Annotated in this window: 22 protein-coding genes; 16 read left to right on the top strand and 6 right to left on the bottom strand. The window is 68.0% G+C overall.

Features of this window, described 5'->3' with window-relative positions:
- The first annotated feature begins 126 nt into the window (after positions 1–126).
- Positions 127–921 carry an ABC transporter ATP-binding protein gene (locus WHX56_RS24755; RefSeq protein ID WP_129239892.1) on the top strand — a complete coding sequence of 265 codons (795 nt, stop codon included), beginning with the start codon at positions 127–129 and terminating at the stop codon, positions 919–921.
- A 217-nt stretch (positions 922–1,138) separates the two neighbouring features.
- Here WHX56_RS24755 and WHX56_RS24750 read toward each other — a convergent pair whose 3' ends face one another.
- From WHX56_RS24750 to WHX56_RS24740, 3 genes are all read right to left on the bottom strand, one after another.
- Positions 1,139–2,386 (bottom strand): FAD-dependent oxidoreductase, encoded by a 1,248-nt coding sequence (locus tag WHX56_RS24750; protein WP_338879264.1) that lies wholly within the window; start codon positions 2,384–2,386, stop codon positions 1,139–1,141.
- 82 nt (positions 2,387–2,468) lie between these two features.
- Positions 2,469–4,109, bottom strand: a complete 1,641-nt coding sequence (locus WHX56_RS24745; protein WP_338879263.1) for an FAD-dependent oxidoreductase — start codon at positions 4,107–4,109, stop codon at positions 2,469–2,471.
- Complete coding sequence (locus WHX56_RS24740) at positions 4,109–5,620, bottom strand: polyamine aminopropyltransferase (protein WP_287751836.1); 1,512 nt, start codon at positions 5,618–5,620, stop codon at positions 4,109–4,111. The genes WHX56_RS24745 and WHX56_RS24740 overlap by 1 nt, the downstream gene beginning before the upstream one ends.
- 89 nt (positions 5,621–5,709) lie before the next feature.
- Here WHX56_RS24740 and WHX56_RS24735 point away from each other — a divergent pair, with 89 nt between their 5' ends.
- The 8 genes from WHX56_RS24735 (at position 5,710) to WHX56_RS24700 (ending at position 11,405) form a co-directional block, all read left to right on the top strand.
- A complete protein-coding gene (locus WHX56_RS24735; protein ID WP_129239995.1) occupies positions 5,710–6,096 on the top strand; it encodes a DUF350 domain-containing protein in 387 nt (128 codons plus the stop codon).
- Positions 6,097–6,139: 43 nt separating this feature from the next.
- Positions 6,140–7,156 carry an SPFH domain-containing protein gene (locus WHX56_RS24730; protein ID WP_338879262.1) on the top strand — a complete coding sequence of 339 codons (1,017 nt, stop codon included), beginning with the start codon at positions 6,140–6,142 and terminating at the stop codon, positions 7,154–7,156.
- 6 nt (positions 7,157–7,162) lie between these two features.
- Positions 7,163–8,632, top strand: a complete 1,470-nt coding sequence (locus WHX56_RS24725) for a DUF4178 domain-containing protein (RefSeq protein ID WP_338879261.1) — start codon at positions 7,163–7,165, stop codon at positions 8,630–8,632.
- Positions 8,633–8,636: 4 nt separating this feature from the next.
- Entirely contained in the window at positions 8,637–8,792 is a 156-nt protein-coding gene (locus WHX56_RS24720; RefSeq protein WP_165360107.1) for a hypothetical protein, read from the top strand.
- A complete protein-coding gene (speD, locus tag WHX56_RS24715) occupies positions 8,789–9,139 on the top strand; it encodes an adenosylmethionine decarboxylase (RefSeq protein WP_129239898.1) in 351 nt (116 codons plus the stop codon). Before WHX56_RS24720 ends, speD begins: the two co-directional genes overlap by 4 nt.
- Positions 9,140–9,253: 114 nt before the next feature.
- Entirely contained in the window at positions 9,254–10,012 is a 759-nt protein-coding gene (gene modA, locus WHX56_RS24710) for a molybdate ABC transporter substrate-binding protein (RefSeq protein ID WP_129239899.1), read from the top strand.
- A gap of 23 nt (positions 10,013–10,035) precedes the next feature.
- Entirely contained in the window at positions 10,036–10,722 is a 687-nt protein-coding gene (gene modB, locus WHX56_RS24705) for a molybdate ABC transporter permease subunit (protein ID WP_129239900.1), read from the top strand.
- Entirely contained in the window at positions 10,719–11,405 is a 687-nt protein-coding gene (locus WHX56_RS24700; RefSeq protein WP_338879260.1) for an ATP-binding cassette domain-containing protein, read from the top strand. The genes modB and WHX56_RS24700 overlap by 4 nt, the downstream gene beginning before the upstream one ends.
- 178 nt (positions 11,406–11,583) lie before the next feature.
- Here the strand turns inward: WHX56_RS24700 and WHX56_RS24695 are convergent, their stop codons facing one another.
- From WHX56_RS24695 to WHX56_RS24685, 3 genes are read right to left on the bottom strand one after another with little or no spacing between them, the layout of a single operon-like run.
- Entirely contained in the window at positions 11,584–11,724 is a 141-nt protein-coding gene (locus tag WHX56_RS24695; protein ID WP_338879259.1) for a hypothetical protein, read from the bottom strand.
- A 1-nt stretch (position 11,725) separates the two neighbouring features.
- On the bottom strand, positions 11,726–11,866 hold the full coding sequence (locus tag WHX56_RS24690) for a hypothetical protein (RefSeq protein ID WP_338879258.1): 141 nt from the start codon (positions 11,864–11,866) through the stop codon (positions 11,726–11,728).
- Between the two features lies 1 nt (position 11,867).
- Positions 11,868–12,662 (bottom strand): TOBE domain-containing protein, encoded by a 795-nt coding sequence (locus WHX56_RS24685; protein WP_129239902.1) that lies wholly within the window; start codon positions 12,660–12,662, stop codon positions 11,868–11,870.
- A 161-nt stretch (positions 12,663–12,823) separates the two neighbouring features.
- Between WHX56_RS24685 and WHX56_RS24680 the strand changes: the two genes are divergently transcribed.
- From WHX56_RS24680 to acpS, 7 genes are all read left to right on the top strand, one after another.
- Positions 12,824–13,417 carry a DUF4136 domain-containing protein gene (locus tag WHX56_RS24680; protein ID WP_338879257.1) on the top strand — a complete coding sequence of 198 codons (594 nt, stop codon included), beginning with the start codon at positions 12,824–12,826 and terminating at the stop codon, positions 13,415–13,417.
- A 28-nt stretch (positions 13,418–13,445) separates the two neighbouring features.
- Positions 13,446–14,639, top strand: coding sequence for a DUF3734 domain-containing protein (locus tag WHX56_RS24675; RefSeq protein ID WP_129239904.1), 1,194 nt, complete (start codon positions 13,446–13,448; stop codon positions 14,637–14,639).
- 214 nt (positions 14,640–14,853) lie between these two features.
- Positions 14,854–16,119 carry an efflux RND transporter periplasmic adaptor subunit gene (locus tag WHX56_RS24670; RefSeq protein WP_338879256.1) on the top strand — a complete coding sequence of 422 codons (1,266 nt, stop codon included), beginning with the start codon at positions 14,854–14,856 and terminating at the stop codon, positions 16,117–16,119.
- A 62-nt stretch (positions 16,120–16,181) separates the two neighbouring features.
- Positions 16,182–19,409 carry an efflux RND transporter permease subunit gene (locus WHX56_RS24665; RefSeq protein WP_338879255.1) on the top strand — a complete coding sequence of 1,076 codons (3,228 nt, stop codon included), beginning with the start codon at positions 16,182–16,184 and terminating at the stop codon, positions 19,407–19,409.
- Complete coding sequence (locus WHX56_RS24660; protein ID WP_129239907.1) at positions 19,406–20,893, top strand: efflux transporter outer membrane subunit; 1,488 nt, start codon at positions 19,406–19,408, stop codon at positions 20,891–20,893. The genes WHX56_RS24665 and WHX56_RS24660 overlap by 4 nt, the downstream gene beginning before the upstream one ends.
- Positions 20,890–21,621, top strand: coding sequence for a pyridoxine 5'-phosphate synthase (pdxJ, locus tag WHX56_RS24655; protein ID WP_338879254.1), 732 nt, complete (start codon positions 20,890–20,892; stop codon positions 21,619–21,621). Before WHX56_RS24660 ends, pdxJ begins: the two co-directional genes overlap by 4 nt.
- Positions 21,614–22,045 carry a holo-ACP synthase gene (gene acpS, locus WHX56_RS24650; protein ID WP_129239909.1) on the top strand — a complete coding sequence of 144 codons (432 nt, stop codon included), beginning with the start codon at positions 21,614–21,616 and terminating at the stop codon, positions 22,043–22,045. Before pdxJ ends, acpS begins: the two co-directional genes overlap by 8 nt.
- Positions 22,046–22,097 lie beyond the last annotated feature (52 nt).

The raw sequence follows: 22,097 nt of genomic DNA, 5'->3' as shown, positions 1-22,097 counted from the left end.
CCGCGGCGCTCCCCCTCTCAAGGGGTGCCGCCGGCGGACCGGCAAAGCCGGCTCCGCGGCGGCCTGGGTCGAGTTGCATTGGATTCGTGCGGCGCGGGTGCCGCGACTGCACAATGGAGTACTGAAATGTTGTCCGCCAAAGACTTGAAAATTACCTTCAACGCGGGGACGCCCATCGAGACGCGCGCCTTGCGCGGCCTGTCGCTGGAGATTCCGTCGGGCCAGTTCGTGACCGTCATCGGTTCCAACGGCGCCGGCAAGTCCACGTTCCTCAACGCGGTCTCGGGTGACCTGCCGGTCGATTCCGGCCGCATCGACATCAACGGCGTGGACGTCACGCGCCAGCCCGTGTGGGCGCGCGCCGGCCGCGTGGCCCGGGTGTTCCAGGACCCGATGGCCGGCACCTGCGAAGACCTGACCATCGAAGAGAACATGGCGCTGGCGCAGATGCGCGGCGCCCGCCGCGGCTACAGCCGCGCCGTCAAGGCGTCGATGCGCGAAGGGTTCCGCGAGCGCCTGGCCACGCTGGGCCTGGGCCTGGAAAACCGCCTGGCCGACCGCATCGGCCTGCTGTCGGGCGGCCAGCGGCAGGCGGTCAGCCTGCTGATGGCGGCCTTGCAGCCGTCGCGCATCCTGCTGCTGGACGAGCACACGGCGGCGCTGGATCCGCGCACCGCGGACTTCGTGCTGCAACTGACCGCGCGCATCGTGTCGGAAAACCAGCTCACCACCATGATGGTGACGCACAGCATGCGCCAGGCCCTGGACGTGGGCGAGCGCACGGTCATGCTGCACCAGGGGCAGGTGGTGCTGGACGTCTCGGGCGACGAACGCCGCGGCATGGACGTGCCGGACCTGCTGGCCATGTTCGAGCGCGTGCGCGGCGAAAAACTTTCGGACGACGCGCTGTTGCTGGGGTGACGTTGAGTGCGCAGTGTCTGACACCCGTATGAGATGACCAGCGGTTTGCCGCGGTGCTTCCCGGGTGTCTGACACCCGGAGTATTGCGTTCTTTTGCCGGTGTCAGACACCCGGGAAGTCCGGCTTCAGCCGGACGGTCATCTCGTACGGGTGTCAGACACCTCGCACAAAATTATCTCGTACGGGTGTCAGACACTGTCTTTACGGGCCAGCATCTTCAAAGATACCGCCCCGGCCGGAACGCCGCGTGGCGCGCCGCGCCGCCTTCCTCGCACATGAGTTCGCCCAGGATCCTGGCCGTGCCCGGCGCGGTGCTGAATCCGATGTGCTGGTGGCCCAGCGCCAGCCACAGGCCGGGATGGCGCGGCGCCTGGCCGATCATCGGGCGGCTGTCGGGCAGCGTCGGGCGCCGGCCCAGCCAGGCCTCCGGGTCCAGGCGCCGGTCCAGGGGAAAGGCCTCGCGGGCGCGGGCCTCGGCCAGGTCGAGTTGTTCCGGACGGGCCGGCGCGTCGCAGTCATCCAGTTCCACGCCGGTGGTCAGGCGCAGGCCGCGCGCCATGGGCGACAGCACGTAGCCGCCGCCGGTGTCGTGGACGGGGCGCGACAGGCCCGCGCCCTCGCGTCCGCTGTAATGCATGTGATAGCCCCGCTCGAAGGCCATGGGCAGGTCGATGCCGGCCGTCTTCAGCAGTTCCTTCGACCAGGGCCCCAGGGCCACGACCAGCCGGTCCGCCGACAGCGCCGCGGATCCCTGTCCGCCCTGGACCGTCCAGCGCTGCCCGTCGCGGCGGATGGCGCTTGCCGCCATGCGCGTGAACGCGCCGCCCTGGCGGCGGAACAGGGCGGCATAGGCGGCGGCCACTTCGTGCGGATCGTCGACGGAATACGAGCCCTGGATCCACAGGGCCCGGGGGAAGATCGGCGCCAGGGCGGGTTCGAGTTCGGCCAGTTCGGCGGCGTTCAGGGCCTGGGTCGGGACCTGGTGCCGCGCATACGTCCGGCGCGCCAGTTCGCTGCCGTTCCAGGCCTGTTCCGACCGGTACAGCAGCATCCAGCCCGTGTCGCGCAGCCGGCGCGAGGCGCCGGACTCGGCCAGCAGGCGCAGGTGCTCGGGCGCGGACAGGCGGATCAGGCCGTCCAGCGCCGCCACGGTCTCCTGGAAGACCGGGGGCCGGGCGTTCAGAAGGAAGCGCGCCGCCCAGCCCAGGTTCTTCGCCAGGTATCGCCAGCGGTATCGGAACTGGACGGTGTCGTTTTTCAGGAGCCGAGGCAACTGCGCCCACAGGCCGGGGTGGTTGAAGGGCATGAGCGAACTGCGGGCGATCACGCCGGCGTTGCCCAGCGAGGTTTCGCGCCCGGGTTCCTGCCGGTCTACCAAGGTGACCGACATGTCCCGGCGCAACAGCTCAAGCGCGCAGCACACTCCCACGATGCCCGCGCCGAGGACGATGACCTGCTTTCCCATAGGCTTCCACCCGAGTTCCGACCAAAGCCGCCGTGCCGCCGGCGGGACGGCGAATTGTATTGCAGCGGACCGCGCGCCGGGATCAGGCCTGGGGAGGCGGCTGGCCGAGGATCCTGCCCGCCGCCACGACGCCCCACCACGCGGCTTCCTCGAACACGGAATAGCCGGACAGGTCCGCATGCGCGAACAGCACGGGGCCGTCCACCTCGCGCAGCGCCGCCAGGCCCGGGTTGGACAGATAGCCGCACAGCGGCGAGGCCATGGCGTGGCCGCGCACGGTGATCTCCAGCGCCCGCGCGTGCCGCCAGAATTCCCTGCCGTAAGCGGCGACCAGGTCGGCCGCGGCTTCCTCGCGCAAGGCTTCCGGACTGGCGGCGGCCAGCCATTCGCGCGCGGCCCGCGGCGTCTGTCCGCTGAGCGCGTGATAGGCGGTGAAGACGCTGCGCGGCGAGGGGGCCACGCGCAGCAACTGGTGCGTGGACACGACGTAGCCCAGCGCCTTCCCGTCGTAGACCACGTTGTCCCAGGACAGCGGCTCGCCCGGGGCTTCCGCGGGGTAGCCGTCCATGACGAAGTTCGACACCATCCAGGCCGCGCGCGAGGATGCGTGCGCGGCCGGATCGTAGCCGTAGGCGCGGATGTCGGGCAGGATGCGCTGGGCCACGAACAGCGGCATCGCGCACACCGTGCGGCGGGTCTGCACGGTGTAGGCGCCGGGCGCGGGGCCGGGCGCGAGGCAGGTGACCAGCGGGCCGGCGGCCGTGTCCTGGACGCGCACGGCGGTGCCGGCGGCCAGCCAGCCGTCATGGCCGAGCTTGCGCGTGATGGCATCGCGCATGCGGTCCGCCAGCACGGACAGGCCGCCGGGCCAGGTCAGCACCGCGCCTTCGCCCGCATTGGCGGCGTGCCCGTCGCGGCTGGCGAAATAGTGCAGGCCGGCCCAGGCCGACACCGCGTCGTACCGCGCGCCGTAGTCGTCGCGGCAGCAGTAGTCCAGATACCAGTGCAGCGCCGCGGAGGAATAGCCTTCGCGGTCCAGCCATTGCTTGAACGTGATGGCGTCCAGCGCGCGCCAGGCCGGGTCGCGCGATGACAGCGCGAGCGGAATGCTGAAGACCTTGCGGCCGTCGCGGCCGGTTTCGGCGCGCAGGCGTTCGACCCGGGCGAGAAAGCGCCGGTGCTGCGCCAGTTCCGTCTCGGGCAGGCCGGCCATGGGCAGCAGGCCGTCTTCCCAGCGGCCGCCGCGCAGCAGCCGCTCCTGCGGCGAGTGCGCCAGCGCGGCCTCGTCGTAGTAGGGCCGGACCTCGCCCGCGCCGCGCTCGATGATGCCGAAGTCGGCCAGCATCTCGCGCACGTGCGAGGACGCCAGCGACGGCAGCGGCAGGTAGTGCGCGCCCCGCGGATAGTCCAGGCCGCCGCGCCGCCCGGCGGCCGCGTTGCCGGCGAACTCGGGGCCCTGCACCACGATGAAGTCCGTGTAGCCTTCGCGCGCCAGCTTCCACGCGCAGGACAGGCCCGCGACGCCGGACCCCAGGATCGCCACGCCGTGCCGGCGGCTCTCCGTCGGTTGCGGCCAGGACGCGCCGTCGCGCAGCGCGTGGCCGGCCTGCATGCCGGGGTAATCGACGTCGGGCGCCGTCTCGACGATGCGCGACCGCCAGTAGCCGGCGGCGCCGGCGGCCGCGGCCGTGGCCGCGCCCAGCAGGAAGCTGCGGCGGCGCATCAGCGGATGACCTGGCGCCAGTCCTCGTCGAAGTAGCGCACGAGCGACTGTTCATTCAAGCGGTTGGGCGGCATCGCGAGGGCCGGCATGTCGGCCGGGAAATGGAACAGCTCGCGCGTCGTGGCGGGATCCAGGTAGCGCGTGGCCACCGTGATTTTTTCCGGCGGCGCGTAGTCCTTGCGCTTGCCGGCCAGGATGAAGCCCCAGTCGCCGAAGGAGGGCACGTAGGCGTGGTACGGCCAGGTGTTCAGGCCGGCCTCCTTCAGGGTGGCGTCCACGCTCCAGAACGAACGCGGCGCGAAATAGGGCGAGGTGGACTGGACGACCAGGTAGCCGTTTTCCGCCAGGTGGCGCGCCATCAGGTGGTAGACGGGCACCGAGTACAGGCGGCCCAGGCCGAAGTTCGACGGATCGGGGAAGTCCACCACGATGAAGTCGTAGACCTCGGCGTGGGTTTCCAGCCAGCGGCCCGCGTCGTCGTTGATGACCGTGACGCGCGGATCCTTCAGCGAACCCTGGTTCAGCCGGGTCAGCGGTTCGGAGCGCGAGAACAGGCCCGTCATGGCGGGGTCCAGGTCCACCAGCGTCACGCGCTCGATATGCCTGTACTTGAGGATTTCGCGCACGGCCAGTCCGTCGCCGCCGCCCAGCACCAGCACGTTGCGCGCCCAGGGCAGGGCCTGCAGGCCCGGGTGCACCAGCGACTCGTGGTAGCGGTGTTCGTCGCGCGACGAGAATTGCAGGTTGCCGTTGATGTACAGGCGCAGGTCGTCGTGCCAGCGGGTGACGACCAGGCGCTGGTACGGCGTGGTTTCCGCGTGCATCACCTCGTCGCCGTACAGCCCTTTCTCGGCCCACGCCGTCATGCTGCCCGAATACAGAAAGCCCAGCCCGAGCAGCCCGATCACGATGCCGGCGCGCGCGGCCCGTTCGCCGGGCCGGCGGACTTCGGCGCGGAACAGCCAGGTGGTCCACAGCGCCACGCTGGCGTTCAGGATGCCGAACAGGAAGCTGGTGCGCAGCAGCCCCAGCTTGGGGGCGAGCAGCAAGGGGAACACCAGCGATACGGCCAGCGCGCCCAGGTAGTCGAAGGTCAGCACGCGGCTGACGATTTCGCGGAACTCGGTCTTGCGCTGGTTGAACACGCGCATCACCAGCGGGATCTCCATGCCGACCATCAGGCCGATGACGAAGACGCCGACGTACAGCGCGGCGCGGAACGGGGCGGACAGCCACGCGAAGACCAGGAACAGCACCGCGGCGGACACGCCGCCCAGCAGCGCGACCAGCAGCTCGACGTCGATAAATCGATTCAAAACGTCTTCGTCTTTTACATATTTTGACAACCATGAGCCGATGCCCATGGCGAACAGATAGCAGCCGATGACGGAAGAGAACTGGAGGATGGAATCCCCAAGCAAATAGCTGGCGAGCGCGCTGCTGATGAGCTCATAGCCCAAACCGCAGGAGGCGACGATCAATACCGAGAGGATGAGAACGCGGTCGCGCATGGGGTGTCCGACACGGAAAATGCGTTCGCAGTATATCGAAGCCGGCGTATATACTGCGCGCAATTGGGAGGCTGGCAATGGGAGAAGCGATGCATCCGGCGGTGACCTATCTGATCTATATGGCGTCGGCGCTCGCCATGCTGGGCGTCTTCACCCTCGTCTACACCGCCGTCACGCGCTACAAGGAATTCGAACTCATCCGCGAAGGCAATATCGCCGCCGTGCTGTCCTATGGCGGCGCGCTGGTGGGCTTCAGCTTCACCCTGTGTTCCAGCATCGCCGTGCATGCCAGCTTCGTCATGTTCCTGGTCTGGGGCGCCGCGGCCATGCTGGTCCAGATCGTCGTGTACGTGGCGGTGGCGCAGGCCATCCGCGGCATGGACGACGCCATCGAGGAAAACAACATCGCCATGGGCGGGCTGATCGGCTCGATTTCGATCGCCGCCGGCATCGTCAACGCCGCCTGCCTGACCTGACCGCCGCAGGCGCGCCGACTCCGATCCGACAGGAGGACTTTCCATGAGTCTCGGTTCATTCATCCGCAAGCAGTTCATCGACATCCTGCAATGGAACGAGGACCGCGACGGCGTGCTCGCCTGGCGCCATCCGATGCAGGACTTCGAAATCCAGTACGGCGCCAGCCTGACCGTGCGCGAATCGCAGATGGCGGTGTTCGTCAACGAAGGCAAGGTGGCCGACGTGTTCGGCCCCGGCATGTACAAGCTGACGACGCAGACCCTGCCGATCCTGACCTACCTGAAGAACTGGGACAAGCTCTTCGAGTCGCCCTTCAAGTCGGACGTGATCTTCTTCAGCACGCGCCTGCAACTGGGCCGGCGCTGGGGCACGGCGCAACCGGTCACGCTGCGCGACAGCGAATTCGGCATGGTGCGCCTGCGCGCCTTCGGCGTGTATTCGTACCAGATCTCCGATCCGGGCAAGTTCTACCGCGAAATCAGCGGCACTCGCGACGAGTACACCGTCGACGACCTGGAGGCGCAACTGCGCAACATGGTGGTCGCGGCCATGACCACGGCGCTGGGCGGCTCCAAGGTGCCGTTCCTCGACATCGCCGGCAACCAGGGGCTGATGTCGCAAAGCATCGGCGAGCAGCTCGCGCCGGTGTTCGACCGCTACGGCGTCAGGCTGGACAACTTCACGGTGGAAAACGTCTCGCTGCCGGAGGAACTGCAAAAGGCGCTGGACACGCGGATCTCGATGGGCATGGCCGGCGACCTGGGCAAGTTCACCCAGTACCAGACCGCGACTTCGATCCCGCTGGCCGCGCAGAACGAAGGCGGCATCGCCGGCATCGGCGCCGGCCTGGCGGCGGGCGCCGCGCTGGGCCAGACCATGGCGCAGGGGCTGGGCGCGGCCCAGGGCCAGGCCGGCCAGCAACCCGCCCAACCCGCCGCCGCGGGCGCGGACCCGGTGCAGCGGCTGCAGCAGCTCAAGGACTTGCTGGACAAAGGGCTGATCACGGCCGCCGACTACGATTCGGCCAAGGCCGAAGTGCTGAAGAAACTCACCAGCTAGCGCCTAATGCAACAGGTTCTGTGCCCGCAGTGCGGCGCTCCGGTCAAGTTCACGTCCACGGCTTCCGTGATGGCGGTCTGCGGCGCCTGCCGCAGCACCTTGCTCAAGGACGCGGAGTCGGTCCGGCGCATCGGCGAAATGGCCGACGTCCTGGAAGACTATTCGCCCCTGTGCCTGGGCGCGGCGGGCAAATACGAGGGCAAGCGCTTCGACGTGATCGGCCGCATCCAGTTGCGCTACGCGGAAGGCTTCTGGAACGAGTGGTACCTGTGGTTCGAGGACGGCTCCGACGGCTGGCTGTCGGACGCGTCGGGCCAGTACGCCGTGACCCGGCGGCGCAAGGTGAAGGACGCGCAGGGCATGCCGGCGTTCAGGGACATCGCGCCGGGCGACGAACTGAAGCTGGACGGCCAGCGCTTCACGGCCGCCGACCTGCGGGCCTGCAAGGCGGGCGGGGCGCAAGGCGAGCTGCCCTTCGTGCCGGGCGAGGGCTGGCAGGCGAAGGTGGCGGACTTCCGCAGCCTGGACGCGTTCCTGACGCTGGATTACTCCGACGGGCCTGAACCCGAGCTGTACATCGGCAAGGCGTTCGAGCTGTCCGCCATGCAGGCGGCTTCGCTGCGCAGCCGGGAGCAGGTCGAGGAGACCGCCGGCCGCTTCCGCGGCCAGATCAAGGCGCTGGCCTGCCCGAATTGCGGCGGCCCGATAAGCTTCGTGGCCGCCCTGGCCACGCAGGTGGTCTGCCCGTCCTGCGCCGCGGCGGTCGATTGCTCGGGGCCCGCCGCCGAGGTCATCGAAAAGGCCCGCAAGGTCCAGGCGATCAAGACCACGCTGGCGCTGGGGGCGCAGGCCACGATCGACGGCAACGCCTATACCCTCATCGGCCTGATGAAATGCGCCGACCCGGATCCCGAGGACCCTTCGGACTGGATCGAGTACCTGCTGTTCAATCCGGCCAAGGGCTTCATCTGGCTGGTGGAGACGGACGAGGGCTGGGAGCGCGCGCAGGTCTGCGACACCTGGCCCAGCCACAACAACGCGACCAGCGTGCGCTGGCGCTCCCGGCTGTACAGCAAGCTGTACGACTACACCTCGCGCGTCGAGCTGGCGCTGGGCGCCTTCAATTGGCGGGTGACGGCCGGCGACACCACCCGGATCACGGACTACCAGGCCGGCGACCTGAAGCTCACCCGCGAGCTGACCGACACCGAACTGGGCTGGTCGGCTTCCGGTCCCGTGGCGCCGGCGCAACTGGCCGAATGGTTCGGCGACCCCGCGCTGGCCAGGCAGAAGGCCATGCCCCGGCGCGGCGCGGGCGGCGGCTACCGCAAGTGGGCCTGGACGGCGATGATCGCGCTGGGCTTCCTGAACCTGGGCAATATTTTCAGCGGACGCTTCATCCCCATCCTGATCGGCATGGCGTTCCTCTGGTTCCCCGCCACGCTGGCGGACAAACTTTCCGGCAAGGACGAATAGCGCGATGGGCAAACTCCTGTATGCCATCTATGCCGTGGTGGTCGTGCTGGCCGCGACCGGCGCCAGTTCCTCCGGCGGCGGCTACTCCAGCGGCGGCGGCGGTAGCTGGGGCGGCAGTTCGGGCAGTTCGGGATGGTCGTCGGGCGGATCCCACAAGTGACCGGGCACGCCACCCGCGGCCGCCACGTGCTGGCCGATTTCCGCGGCGTGCGGGCGGACCGGCTGACGGATCCGCAGGCGCTGGAACGCCAGTTGACCGACGCGGCGCGGGCCGCGGGCGCGCGCGTGCTGAGCGCCCATTTCCACCATTTCGGCGCGGGCGCCGGCGTCACCGGCGTGGTCATGCTGAGCGAATCCCACATCAGTATCCATTCCTGGCCCGAACACCGCTACGCGGCCCTGGACATTTTCATGTGCGGCGCGGCCAGGCCGGAACTCGCGCTCGAGCACCTGCGGGCGCAACTGGCCCCCGAATCGGTGAGCGTCACGACGGTGGCGCGCGGCTGAGGGCCGCCGCCACTCCTTGATCTGGCTCAATGCCCCGCGCCCGGTGAAATTGACGGGCGTTATATACCTATATATATTTCGTTACCGACATAGCGATTCCTCAGGGAGAAAATCATGTTCCGCAAACATACGATCGTGGCGCTGTCCATGGCGCTGGCCGCCGCATGGGGGACTGGCGCCCACGCCGGCGACCTGGTGGTGTCGGCCGCCGCCAGCCTGACCAACGCGTTCAAGGAAGTGGCGCAGGGCTACGAGAAAGAACACGCCGGCACCAAGGTGATCCTGAACTTCGGCGCCTCGGACGTGCTGCTCCAGCAGATCGTCAAGGGCGCGCCCGCCGACGTCTTCGCGTCGGCCGACCAGAAGGCCATGGACAAGGCGGTCGAGGAAAAGGCCGTCAAGCCGGCGTCCCGCGTGGACTTCGCCGCCAACCAGGTGGTGCTGATCGTTCCCGCGGACAGCAAGGCGAACATCACCGAACTGAAGGACCTGACGCGCGAGGACGTCAAGCGCATCGCCTACGGCAATCCCGCGTCGGTGCCGGTGGGACGCTATACGCAGGGCGCCTTGCAGGCCGCCGGCCTGTGGGACGCCGTGCAGGCCAAGAGCGTGCTGGCCCAGAACGTGCGCCAGAGCCTGGACTACGTGGCGCGCGGCGAGGTGGACGCCGGGTTCGTGTTCGCCACCGACGCGGCCATCATGGCCGACAAGGTCAAGGTGGCCGTGCGCGTGCCGTCGCAGACGCCGGTGACCTATCCCATCGCCGTGACCACGCGCGAGGCGGCCGCCAAGGAAGCCGAGAGCTTCGTCGCCTACGTGCTGTCCCCCGCCGGCCAGGCGATACTGTCGCGCTACGGTTTCCAGAAGCCCTGACACCTGCCGAATCGTAGCCGTCGATGACTGATCCGGTTTGGGTGCCCCTGCTGCTTTCCCTGAAAGTGGCAGGCTGGGCAACGCTGTTGGCCACCGTATGCGGCACGGCCGCGGCCTACGGCCTGTCGCGCTGGCGCTGGCCGGGCCGCGACCTGCTGGACGCCATTCTCACCTTGCCGCTGGTGCTGCCGCCCACCGTGCTGGGCTATTACCTACTGGTGCTGCTGGGCCGCCGCGGCATTCTCGGCGAAACGCTGGCGAGCTGGGGCATCGAACTGGTCTTTACCTGGCAGGGGGCGGTGATCGCGGCGGCCGTGGTCGCGTTTCCGCTGGTGTTCAAGTCCGCCCGCGCCGCCTTCGAGAACGTCGACGGCCACCTGGAAAGCGCGGCGCGCGTGCTGGGCGTCTGCGAGGCGGGCGTGTTCTTCCGCGTGACCCTGCCGCTGGCCGCGCGCGGCATCGCCGCCGGCGTGCTGCTCGCGTTCGCGCGGGCGCTGGGCGAATTCGGCGCCACGCTGATGATCGCCGGCAACCTGCCGGGACGCACCCAGACCCTGTCGGTGGCCATCTATGAAGCCGTGCAGGCGGGTGAGGACGCCACCGCCAACATGCTGGTGCTGGTGACCTCGGTGACCTGCATCGCGGTCCTGCTGCTGGCCGGCCGGCTGGTGCCCGTCAGCGGCGGCCGGCGCGACGGGGGCCTGCAATGAGCGTGAGCATCCAGGTGCGCAAGCAGATGGTGTCGGGCGACCGCCGCTTCGCGCTGGACGTCGCCTTCGATTCCTCGGCCAAGCGCATCGCGCTGTTCGGCCCGTCCGGGGCGGGCAAGAGCCTGACCCTGCGCGCGGTGGCCGGCCTGCTGCGCCCGGATGCGGGCCGCATCGAAATCAATGGTCGCGTGCTGTACGACTCCCAGGCCGGCATCTGCCTGCCCGCGCAGTCGCGCCGCGTCGCCTATCTGTTCCAGGACTATGCCCTGTTTCCCCACCTGACGGTGGCGCAGAACATCGCGTTCGGCTTGCGGCGCGGCTGGCTCAATCCGCCCCGGCGCGAGGTCGGGCCGCAGGCGCAGCGCTGGGTGGATGCCTTCGAACTGCGTTCCATCGTGGGCAGCTACCCAAGCGAGATCTCCGGCGGGCAGAAGCAGCGGGTGGCCCTGGCGCGCGCGCTGATGCTGCAACCGGACATCCTGCTGCTGGACGAGCCGTTCTCGGCGCTGGACGCGCAGTTGCGGGGCAAGATGCGGTCGGAGCTCAACGCGCTGCAGCGGCAGTTGGACGTGCCGATGGTGCTGATCACGCACGATCCCGCCGACGTGGACGCGCTGGCCGACGAGGTGTTCGAGGTGCGCGAGGGCAGGGTGCGCCGCTACGACGCGGATGTGGGTGTGTAGGATGGGTGCAGCGCGAGAGTGCTCAAACAAGAACTCAAGTATCGAACGCGCGTAACCCATCAGGCGGCGCCAGCCGCCGGTTTTCCTGGCAAGCGCAAATGCCGGCTTGCGCCGGCCGATGGGTTACGCGCGTTCAGCGGCGGCGTTCTTGCCGAAGGCTTGCCGCGCTGCACCCATCCTACACGTCGAGGATCACGGTCGTCAGGCGGCGCCAGCCGCCGGTTTTCCTGGCAAGCGCAAATGCCGGCTTGCGCCGGCCGATGGGTTGCGCGCGTTCAGCGTCGGCGTTCTTGCCGAAGGCTTGCCGCGCTGCACCCATCCTACACGTCGAGGATCACGGCCATCAGGCGGCGCCAGCCGCCGGTTTTCCTGGCAAGCGCAAATGCCGGCTTACGCCGGCCGATGGGTTGCGCGCGTTCAGCGTCGGCGTTCTTGCCGAAGGCTTGGCGCGCTACACCCATCCTACTCCAGCACCCCGAGAATCACGCTGGATGCCTTGAAGATCGCCACGGCGTCGGCGCCGACGTCCAGGCCGAGGTCGTTCGCGCTTTCGTTCGTGACGATGGCCGCCAGCGTGACGCCGCCTTCCAGGTCGATCCGGATCTCGCTGTTCACGGCGCCGGGGCGCAGGGCCGAGATCCTGCCGGGTAGCTGATTGCGCGCGGACAGGCGCAGGCCCGGCCCGGGCGCGCCGACGATCACCGACGACGCCTTGACCAGCGCGATCGCCTCCTTGCCTATCGCCAGCCCCAGTTCCTGGGTGCTTTCGCGCGTGATGACGGCCGTGATGGCCTGGCCGCCGGCGATGCGCAGCACGATCTCGTCATTGACGGCTCCCTCGCGGATCTGGATGACGGTGCCCAGCAGTTTGTTGCGCGCGCTGGTCTTGAGCATGAAACGCCTCATGAGGTCGATATCGCCGCTGGCATCCAGGCCGGCGCGGGTCAGGTTTTCCATGAACTTGCGGTGTTCCGCCTCCAGCGCCCGGAAGGTCGCGATCAGGCGGCGGGCGCGGTCGGTCAGTTGCGTGCCGCCGCCGCCCTTGCCGCCGGCCGCCCGGACCACCAGCGGTTCGCCGGCCAGGTTGTTCATGGCGTCGATGGCGTCCCAGGCTCCCTTGTAGCTCATGCCCACGGCGCGCGCGGCGTTCGTGATCGAGCCGGTGGCGTCGATCTGCGACAGGAGGTCTATGCGGTTTTTTCCGCCCCAGGTCTGGGCGCCGGAACGAAACCAAATCGAGCCGTCGAGTTCCAACATCGGTATCGGGCCTGTAGTCTGGGCCGGGAATGGCACAGTGGAAAGTGTAATGGACGGAAGGACGGCGCGGCGCCGCGCCCCTATGTTGAGAATGAGATTCTGTTGATATTTTGCAGGCTTCGCGGCACTATGTTGACGCCTTGGCTCACGGAGATAACGACATGAAAGCGTTGAAATGGCTGGCGGCGGGTTCCATGACGGGATTGTTGGCGGCTTGCGCGTCCGGCCCCACAGTGAAGGGCGACTACGATCACCAGGCCGACTTCGCCCAGTACCGCAGTTTCGGATTCATGTCGCCCCTGGGCACGGACAAGGCGGGCTACAGCACCTTGCTGACCGAGCGCCTGAAGACCGCCACGCGCGGCCAGATGGAAATGCGCGGCTACGTCTACAGCGCCACCAACCCCGACCTGCTGGTCAACTTCGGCGCCAAGCTGCAACAGAAGACGCAGGTCACTCCCGCGCCGCCGATGGGGCCGTACTACGGCTACCGCAGCGGGTTCTACGGCGGCTGGCCCGGCTACGGGTGGGGCGACGACGTCTACCAATACACCGAGGGCACCCTGAACATCGACCTCGTCGACGCGCGCCGCAAGCAGTTGGTGTGGGAAGGCGTGGCGGTGGGTGAAGTCCAGAACCCCGAAACCGCCGGCTCCACGGCCAGCACGGACAAGGCCGTCGCGCAGATCTTCGCGAAGTATCCTTTCCGCGCGGGCGTCGCCGCCCCGCAGTTGCCGGACAAGAGCAAACCGTAGTGTCAACAGGCCTTAGCAAGGAAGCCGCATGAGTGCACGCCGCAAGGCACCGTCCCCGGACACCGGCGATACGCCGTCCTACGAAGTCGTCGCCCTGGTGCTGCAGGGCGGCGGCGCGCTTGGAGCCTACCAGGCCGGGGTCTACCAGGGCCTGCACGAAGCGGGCATCCGGCCCAACTGGATCTCGGGCATTTCCATCGGATCGATCAACGCCGCCATCATCGCGGGTTCGCCCGAGGACGAGCGCGTGGACCGCCTGCGCGGCTTCTGGGAGAGCATCTGCCGTCCGGCGGGGTTTGCCTCCATGCCCTGGGGCGACGCGATGGCGGATATGTTCGCGGGCCTGCCGTTCGGTTTCGGCTCGCCGGTCCTGAACGGGCAGGTCTCGGCCTTCCAGGCCCTGTTCTCCGGGCAGCCGGGCTTTTTCAAGCCGCGCTTTCCTCCGCCCTACCTGGTGCATGGCAAGGGCGCGGCCTCCACCAGTTTCTACGACACCACGCCCCTGATCGAGACCTTGCGGCAGTACGTGGATTTCGACCTCCTCAACAGCGGGGCCGTGCGGGCCAGTTTCGGCGTGGTGAACGTGCGGAGCGGCAACTTCGCCTATTTCGACAGCCTGAAACACACCCTGCGGCCCGAGCACATCATGGCCTCGGGCGCCTTGCCGCCGGGTTTCCCGTCCATCGAAATCGACGGCGAGCATTACTGGGACGGCGGCGTCGTGTCCAACACCCCGCTGGCGCAGGTGCTGACCACGGACAGTATGCGCGACACCCTAGCGTTCCAGGTGGATTTGTGGCCGGCGCGCGGCGGCCTGCCGACTTCCCTGGAAGAGGTGGCCGAGCGGCAGAAGGACATCCAGTATTCCAGCCGCACCCGCCTGGTCACCGACCAGTTGCGGCGCGTGCTCAAGCTGCGGCACGGCCTGCAGCGCCTCCTGGAACGCCTGCCGGAAGCCGACCGCAACGCGGCCGAGTTCGAGGAGATCCGCAGGCTGTCCCACACGCCCGCCACCAATATCGTCAACCTCATCTACGAATCCAAGCACCTGGAACGTTATTCCAAGGACTACGAATTCGGCACCGAGGCCATGCGGGAACACTGGGAGTCCGGGCTGGCCGACATCCGCCACACCCTGGCCAAGCCGGACATCCTGGCCCGCCCGACGGAGGATAGCTGCTTCGTGACCCACGACATCCACCGCAACGGCAAGCGCACCTGAGGCGCGCCGGCCGCCGATTCCGCGCCCAGAATCGGACCCGGCCTGAGATTTGGAACCGCAAAAGTCAGTGATTTCCCCAATAACTGAGTTACATTAACGGGCTATTCACGTGCCTTGATGACGCACGCATTTATTTTGATCGCGGGAAAAGTCGCGGTTAAATACTGCGATTGCTTGCGCGACCACGGTTTACAACGCTTACGCGGGGGTTTCAATGCGGTTTTCGCCTAAACGTGTTTCGGGGCTGGCTTTCTCCGGTGGAGTCCTCGCGCTGATATTGGCGGGTTGCGGTGAAAAACCGCAAATGAACCCAGGCATGCCCCAGGTCAGCGTCATCACGATCCAGCCGCAGCGCGCCCCCATCGTCTCCGAACTACCCGGCCGCGTCGACGCCGTGCGCGACGCCCAGATCCGCTCGCGGGTCACCGGCATCGTGCAGAAGATCACCTTCGAACAGGGCGGCGACGTCAAGGAAAACCAACTGCTCTTCAAGATCGACCCGGCGCCCTACAAGGCCGCCTACGATCAGGCGGCGGCGCAGCTCAAGCAGGCGCAGGCCAATCTGTTCAGCGCCAAGCTGCTGGCCGACCGCTACGCGCCGCTGGTCAAGGCCAACGCCGTCAGCAAGCAGGAATACGACAACGCCGTGGCCTCGTACCGCCAGGCGGACGCCGCCGTCGCCGCCGCCAAGGCCGCGCAGGACAACGCCGCGATCAACCTGGGCTACACCGACGTCACCTCGCCCATCACGGGCCGCATCGGCAAGCCGCTGGTCACCGAGGGCGCGCTGGTCGAAGCCGCGTCCGCCACGCAGATGGCCATCGTGCAGCAACTGGACCCTATCTACGTGGACTTCACCCAGTCCACCGCGGAACTGGCGTCCCTGCGCCGCGCGTTCGCCAGCGGCCAGTTGCAGCAGGTGGGCAAGGACACGGCGCGCGCCACCATCGTCCTGGAAGACGGCTCCGAATACGGCCAGCCCGGCAAGCTGCTGTTCACCGGCATCACCGTGGATCCGTCCACCGGCCAGGTGAACCTGCGCGCCGAAGTCCCCAACCCCGACGGCATCCTGCTGCCCGGCATGTACGTGCGCGTGCGCCTGGAGCAGGGCGTGGACGACAAGGCCCTGATGGTGCCGCAGCAGGCGCTGCAGCGCACCGCGGACGGCCTGCAAAGCCTGATGCTGGTCAAGGACAACAAGATCGAACAGATCCCGGTCACCACCGGCGGCGCCATCAAGAGCGATTGGCTGGTCACCAGCGGCTTGAAGGCCGGCGACGTGGTCGTGGTGGAAGGGTTCCAGAAGATCCGTCCCGGCGCGCCGGTGCAGGCCAGCGAGTGGCACAAGAACGGCGCGCCCGCGCCGGGCGGCCAGGCTCCCGCGCAACCGGGGGCCAAGCCGGCGGAATCCGCCCCTCAGCCCGGCGCCAAACCGGCCGAGCCTGCGCAGCAGGACAAGGCCGCAGGCCAGAAATCTTAAGCGGCACGCGGCGCAAGCGCCGCGTTCCTCTTTGGTGAGCATCGCTTTCAGAGTCAGCCCACATGCCGCAATTTTTCATCGATAGACCGATTTTCGCCTGGGTAGTCGCCCTGTTCATCCTGCTGGCCGGGGTGCTGGCGATCCCGAACATGCCGATTTCGCAGTACCCGGACGTGGCGCCTCCCGCGATCACGATCACGGCCACCTACCCGGGCGCTTCGGCCAACGAAGTGGCCGAGCAGGTCACCAGTATCATCGAGGACCAGCTCAACGGCGCCAAGGGCCTGATCTACTACGAGTCGGTCAGCGATTCCTACGGCACCTCGACCATCACCGCGACCTTCGCGCCCGGCACCAACCCGGACCTTGCGCAGGTGGACGTGCAGAACCGCGTGTCCAACGTGGTTGCGCAGTTGCCCACCGCCGTGCAGCAGCAGGGCCTGCAATACGAGCAGACCAGCACCGGCTTCCTGATGGTGGCGGCGGTATCGTCCACCGACGGGTCGCTGGACCAGACCGCGCTGGCCGACTACATCACCCGCAACATCAAGAACCCGGTGTCGCGCGTGCCCGGCGTGGGCCAGTTCCAGTTGTTCGCGGCGCCGCGCGCCATGCGCGTCTGGGTCGATCCCGCCAAGCTGGTGGGCTTCAACCTGAGCATGTCGCAGGTCAACCAGGCCATCGCCGAGCAGAACGTGGTGATTTCCGGCGGCAGCATCGGCGCGCCGCCCAACCCGGATTCGCAGCGCATCACCGCCACGGTCACGGCCAACGGCCAACTGAGCACGGTGGAGGGCTTCGGCAAGATCGTCCTGCGCGCCAATACCGACGGCTCCAGGGTGCTGCTGCGCGACGTCGCCCGCATCGAAGTCGGCGCCGACAACTACCAGTTCGGCGCCCGCCTGAACGGCAAGCCGACGGCGGCCTTCGCCATCGTGCTGTCGCCGAACGCGAACGCGCTGGCCACCGCGCAGGGCGTGCGCCAGCAGATGGAGGAACTGTCCAAGTACTTCCCCGGCAACATCACCTATTCCATCCCCTACGACACCGCGCCCTACGTGAAGGTGTCCATCGAGCAGGTGGTGCATACCCTGGTCGAAGCCATGGTGCTGGTGTTCCTGGTGATGTACCTGTTCCTGCAGAACGTCCGCTACACCCTGATCCCGGCCCTGGTGGTGCCGGTGGCCATGCTGGGGGCGTTCGCGGTGATGCTGGCGCTCGGCTTCTCCATCAACGTGCTGACCATGTTCGCCATGGTGCTGGCCATCGGGATCCTGGTGGACGACGCCATCGTGGTGGTGGAGAACGTCGAGCGGATCATGTCCACGGAAGGCCTGCCGCCCAAGGAAGCCACCAAGAAGGCCATGCCGCAGATCAGCGGCGCCATCATCGGCATCACGCTGGTGCTGGTGACGGTGTTCCTGCCCCTGGCCTTCATGAGCGGTTCGGTGGGCGTGATCTATCGCCAGTTCTCGATCGCGATGGCCGTGTCCATCTTCTTCTCCGCGCTGCTGGCGCTGACCTTCACTCCGGCGCTGTGCGCCACCATCCTCAAGCCGGTGCCCAAGGGACACCACGAGGACAAGAAGGGTTTCTTCGGCTGGTTCAACCGCAAGTTCGACGCCACCACCCACAACTACCAGAACTGGGTGTCGCGCATCCTGCACAAGGGCGGCCGCATGATGCTGGCCTTCCTGGTGCTGGTGATCCTGCTGGGCTGGCTGTACCTGCGCCTGCCTTCGTCCTTCCTGCCCGAGGAAGACCAGGGCTACGTGGTCAGCAACATCGAACTGCCCACCGGCGCCACCGCCAACCGCACGGTCGAGGTCATCGAGCAGGTCGAGAAATATTTCTCGGGCGTCTCGGCGGTCGAGAACGTCATCGCCGTGCAGGGCTACAGCTTCAACGGCAACGGCCTGAACGCCGCCATCGCGTTCGTCACGCTGAAGGACTTCAGCGAGCGCAAGGCGCGTCAGGATTCCGCGGGCGCGATCGCCTTCCAGGCCTTCGAGAAGCAATTGATGGGCATCCATGACGCGCAGGTGTTCACCCTGGTGCCGCCCGCCATTTCGTCCCTGGGCAACGCCACCGGCTTCGACTTCCGCCTGCAGGATCGCGGCTCGGCGGGTTCCGCCGGCCTGGCGGCGGCCACTGGCCAGTTGATGGGCCTGGTCATGAAGAGCCCGGTGCTGTCGCAGGTGCGGATCACCGGCCTCGGGCCGGGCGCCCAGCTTGGCCTGACGATCGACCGCGACAAGGCGGCCGCGCTGGGCGTGGACTTCAACGAGGCCGCCTCGCTGATTTCCACGGCGGTCGGTTCCGCCTACCTGAGCAAGTTCCCCAACCTGGGCCGGATGCAGAACATCTGGGTGCAGGCCGACGCGCCGTACCGCATGCAGCTCAATGACGTGCTGCAGCTCAACGCACGCAACGCCCAGGGCGGCATGGTGCCGCTGTCCACCTTCGTCAAGGCGGAGTGGAAGCAGGGCCCGGTGCAGGTGGTGCGCTACAACAGCTACGAGTCCATGCGCATCAGCGGCGACGCGGCGGCGGGGTACACCACGGGCGAGGCGATGGCCGAGATGGAACGCCTGGTCGGGCAGTTGCCCCAGGGCTTCGGCTACGAATGGAACGGCCTGTCCTACCAGGAACGCCAGGCCGGCAACCAGGCTCCCATCCTGATGGGCCTGTCGCTGCTGGTCGTGTTCCTGGTGCTGGCCGCCCTGTACGAAAGCTGGGCCATCCCGATTTCGGTGATGCTGGTGGTGCCGCTGGGCATGCTGGGCGCCGTGGCGCTGATCAGCGCGCTGGGCATGTCCAACGACGTGTACTTCCAGGTGGGCATGGTGACCGTGATCGGCTTGGCGGCCAAGAACGCCATCCTGATCGTGGAATTCGCCAAGGACCAGTACGCGCGCGGCATGGGTCTTTACGAGTCCGCGGTGGAAGCCGCGAGGCTGCGGTTCCGTCCCATCCTGATGACGTCGCTGGCGTTCATCCTGGGTGTGGTCCCGCTGGCGATGGCGACCGGCGCGGGCGCCGCCAGCCAGAAGGCGGTGGGCCTGGGCGTGCTGGGCGGCATGCTGGCCGCCACGCCGTTCGCGGTGATCTTCGTGCCGACCTTCTTCGTGGTGGTGCTGGGGCTGTTCAAGACCCGGCCCCGCCTGCTGGGCGCCGAACTGCGCGCCTTCGAGGAAGAACAGGCCGCCAAGAAGGCCGCCGGAGAGACGGCGCCGGAAGCCGCGCAACCCCCCGCACAACCCAACGGTGGCCAGGAGGGCAAGGAATGAAAGCCCTGAAGTTCAAACAGACCGCCTTGTCCGCTTTTGTGGCGGTGGCGTTGGCCGGCTGCTCGCTGGCGCCCGATTACAAGCGTCCCGACGCGCCGGTGTCGGGCCTGTGGCCCGACCAGCCCAAGGTGCAATATGGCGGCTACGCCAAGCCGACGTCGCTGGGCATGCAGCCGTCTACCGGCGTCATGCCGCAGGACGGCACGCCCGCGGCCGACCTGGGCTGGCGCGAGTTCTTCCGGGATCCGCGCCTGCAGAGCCTGATCGAACTGTCGCTGGCGAACAACCGCGACCTGCGCGTGGCGGTGCAGCGCGTGGAAGAGGCCCGCGCCCAGTACGGTGTCCAGCGCGGCGCGCAATGGCCCAGCATCGGCGCCGGCATCCAGGGCCAGCGCCAGCACCTGCCCCCCGACATGCGGACGCCGGGCGCCGGCTCGATCAGCAGTTCGTACCAGGCCGGCATCGGCCTGACCACGTTCGAGATCGACCTGTTCGGCCGGCTGCGCAGCCTGTCCGAGGCGGCGTACCAGCAGTACCTGTCGACGGAACAGGCGCAAAAGAGCGTGCAGATCACGCTGGTCGGCTCGGTCGCGCAATCGTATTTCAACCTGCGCGCCGCCGAGGTCCAGCTTGATCTGACGCAGCGCACCCTGGCCTCGCGCCAGGAATCCTATAACCTGGTCAAGCGCCGCTTCGACGGCGGCGTGGCTTCGGAACTGGACCTGAACCAGGCCAAGACGCTGCTGGACACGGCCTCGGCCGACCTGGCGCAACTGGCCCGCGCCCAGGCCCAGGCGACGAACGCCCTGGTGCTGCTGGTGGGCGTACCCCTGCCACAGGACCTGCCGGCGCCGGCGACGTTCGGCCGCGACCAACTGCTGGCCGCCGTGCCTGCCGGCCTGCCGTCCGACCTGCTGGAACGCCGTCCGGACATCCTGGCGGCCGAAAACCAGCTCAAATCCGCCAACGCCAATATCGGCGCGGCGCGCGCGGCGTTCTTCCCGACGATCTCGCTGACCGGCCTCCTGGGCGTGGCCAGCCCCTCGTTGGGCGACCTGTTCAAGGGCGGCCAGGGGTACTGGAGCTTTTCGCCGTCGATCACGACGCCGCTGTTCGCCGGCGGCAGCATCCGCGAAGGGCTGAACCTGGCCAAGGCGCGCGACAATATCGCCGTGGCGCAGTACGAACAGTCCATCCAGCAGGCGTTCCGGGAAGTGTCGGACGCGCTGGCGGGCGAAGCCACCTACGGGGCCCAGCTCGACGCGCTGCGCGCGCTGCAGGATTCGTCCGCGCGCACGCTGGAACTGTCGAATCTGCGCTATACCAACGGTATCGACAGCTACCTGCAGGTGCAGACCGCCCAGGTGGACTTTTTCAATGCCCAGCTCTCGCTGGTCCAGACCGGCCTGGCGGCGCTGATCAACCGCGTCGAACTCTATAAGGCCCTGGGCGGCGGCTGGGAAGAAACAACGAAAGTGCAATGATGGAACTTGGTGTAAACATCGATCACGTCGCCACGCTGCGGCAACAACGCCACACGGCCTATCCGGATCCAGTCGCCGCGGCGCTGCGCGCGGAAGACGCCGGCGCCGACCTGATCACGCTGCATCTGCGCGAAGACCGGCGCCACATCCAGGACGCGGACGTCTACGCCATCCGTCCGCAGTTGCGCACGCGCATGAACCTCGAATGCGCGGTCACGCCGGAAATGCTCGAGATCGCCTGCGCGGTCAAGCCCAGCGACGTCTGCCTGGTGCCGGAAAAGCGCACCGAGCTTACGACCGAGGGCGGCCTGGAGGTCGCGGGCGCCATGGGGCCGGTGTCGGACGCGGTGGCCCTGCTTACCGAAGCCGGCATCCGCGTGTCGCTCTTCATCGACCCGGACCCGGTGCAGATCGCGGCGGCGGCCAAGGCTGGCGCGCCGGTGATCGAACTGCACACGGGCGCCTACGCGGAAGCCGAAGGCGAGGCCGCCCAGGCCGAGCTGCAGCGCCTGCGCCTGGCGGTGGCGGAAGGGCTGCGCCATGGCCTGCGCGTGAACGCCGGGCACGGCCTGCACTACGGCAACGTCACGCCGGTGGCCGCGCTGGACGGCATTTCCGAACTCAATATCGGCCATGCCATCGTGGCGCAGGCGGTGTTCGACGGCTGGGAGAAGGCCGTGCGCGACATGAAGGCGCTGATGGTGCAGGCCCGCCTGCGCCATGTCTGACATCCCTCGCGCCGCGCCGCCCGCGGGAGCCATCGCCGGCATCGGCATGGACCTGCTGCGCATCGACCGGATCGAGCGCGCGCTGGCGCGCCATGGCGACCGCTTCGCCGAAAAGATCCTGGGCGCCGAGGAACTGCAGAAGTTCCATGCCCGCCGCGCCCGTGATCCGGCGCGCGGCCTGCGTTTCCTGGCGACGCGCTTCGCCGCCAAAGAGGCGTTTTCGAAGGCGATCGGGCTGGGCATGCGCATGCCCATGACGTGGCGGCGCGTGCAGACGCTGAACGCGCCCGGCGGACGGCCCGTGCTGGTGATCGCGCCCGAACTGCTGGACTGGTACGTCCAGCGCTTCGGCGCGGCCCATGTTTCCATTACCGACGAATCCGACATGGCCGCCGCCTACGTGGTGGTCGAACGCAAGCCTTGAGCCGCGGGTTCCGCGCCCGCTGCCCGCCGGCCGGCTTGCCAGACTTAGACAG

The organism is Achromobacter veterisilvae, from assembly GCF_037619525.1.
GTDB lineage: Bacteria > Pseudomonadota > Gammaproteobacteria > Burkholderiales > Burkholderiaceae_B > Achromobacter > Achromobacter veterisilvae.
Note: the sequence above shows the minus strand (reverse complement) of the source record. Positions and strands in the feature narration are given on the sequence as shown.

Bases quoted from the DNA above. Each gene is read 5' to 3' on its own strand.
- WHX56_RS24755 (WP_129239892.1), top strand. From the start codon at position 127: ATGTTGTCCGCCAAAGACTTGAAAATTACCTTCAACGCGGGGACGCCC.
- WHX56_RS24750 (WP_338879264.1), bottom strand. From the start codon at position 2,386: ATGGGAAAGCAGGTCATCGTCCTCGGCGCGGGCATCGTGGGAGTGTGC.
- WHX56_RS24745 (WP_338879263.1), bottom strand. From the start codon at position 4,109: ATGCGCCGCCGCAGCTTCCTGCTGGGCGCGGCCACGGCCGCGGCCGCC.
- WHX56_RS24740 (WP_287751836.1), bottom strand. From the start codon at position 5,620: ATGCGCGACCGCGTTCTCATCCTCTCGGTATTGATCGTCGCCTCCTGC.
- WHX56_RS24735 (WP_129239995.1), top strand. From the start codon at position 5,710: ATGCATCCGGCGGTGACCTATCTGATCTATATGGCGTCGGCGCTCGCC.
- WHX56_RS24730 (WP_338879262.1), top strand. From the start codon at position 6,140: ATGAGTCTCGGTTCATTCATCCGCAAGCAGTTCATCGACATCCTGCAA.
- WHX56_RS24725 (WP_338879261.1), top strand. From the start codon at position 7,163: ATGCAACAGGTTCTGTGCCCGCAGTGCGGCGCTCCGGTCAAGTTCACG.
- WHX56_RS24720 (WP_165360107.1), top strand. From the start codon at position 8,637: ATGGGCAAACTCCTGTATGCCATCTATGCCGTGGTGGTCGTGCTGGCC.
- modA (WP_129239899.1), top strand. From the start codon at position 9,254: ATGTTCCGCAAACATACGATCGTGGCGCTGTCCATGGCGCTGGCCGCC.
- modB (WP_129239900.1), top strand. From the start codon at position 10,036: ATGACTGATCCGGTTTGGGTGCCCCTGCTGCTTTCCCTGAAAGTGGCA.
- WHX56_RS24700 (WP_338879260.1), top strand. From the start codon at position 10,719: ATGAGCGTGAGCATCCAGGTGCGCAAGCAGATGGTGTCGGGCGACCGC.
- WHX56_RS24695 (WP_338879259.1), bottom strand. From the start codon at position 11,724: ATGGGTGCAGCGCGGCAAGCCTTCGGCAAGAACGCCGACGCTGAACGC.
- WHX56_RS24690 (WP_338879258.1), bottom strand. From the start codon at position 11,866: ATGGGTGTAGCGCGCCAAGCCTTCGGCAAGAACGCCGACGCTGAACGC.
- WHX56_RS24685 (WP_129239902.1), bottom strand. From the start codon at position 12,662: ATGTTGGAACTCGACGGCTCGATTTGGTTTCGTTCCGGCGCCCAGACC.
- WHX56_RS24680 (WP_338879257.1), top strand. From the start codon at position 12,824: ATGAAAGCGTTGAAATGGCTGGCGGCGGGTTCCATGACGGGATTGTTG.
- WHX56_RS24675 (WP_129239904.1), top strand. From the start codon at position 13,446: ATGAGTGCACGCCGCAAGGCACCGTCCCCGGACACCGGCGATACGCCG.
- WHX56_RS24670 (WP_338879256.1), top strand. From the start codon at position 14,854: ATGCGGTTTTCGCCTAAACGTGTTTCGGGGCTGGCTTTCTCCGGTGGA.
- WHX56_RS24665 (WP_338879255.1), top strand. From the start codon at position 16,182: ATGCCGCAATTTTTCATCGATAGACCGATTTTCGCCTGGGTAGTCGCC.
- WHX56_RS24660 (WP_129239907.1), top strand. From the start codon at position 19,406: ATGAAAGCCCTGAAGTTCAAACAGACCGCCTTGTCCGCTTTTGTGGCG.
- pdxJ (WP_338879254.1), top strand. From the start codon at position 20,890: ATGATGGAACTTGGTGTAAACATCGATCACGTCGCCACGCTGCGGCAA.
- acpS (WP_129239909.1), top strand. From the start codon at position 21,614: ATGTCTGACATCCCTCGCGCCGCGCCGCCCGCGGGAGCCATCGCCGGC.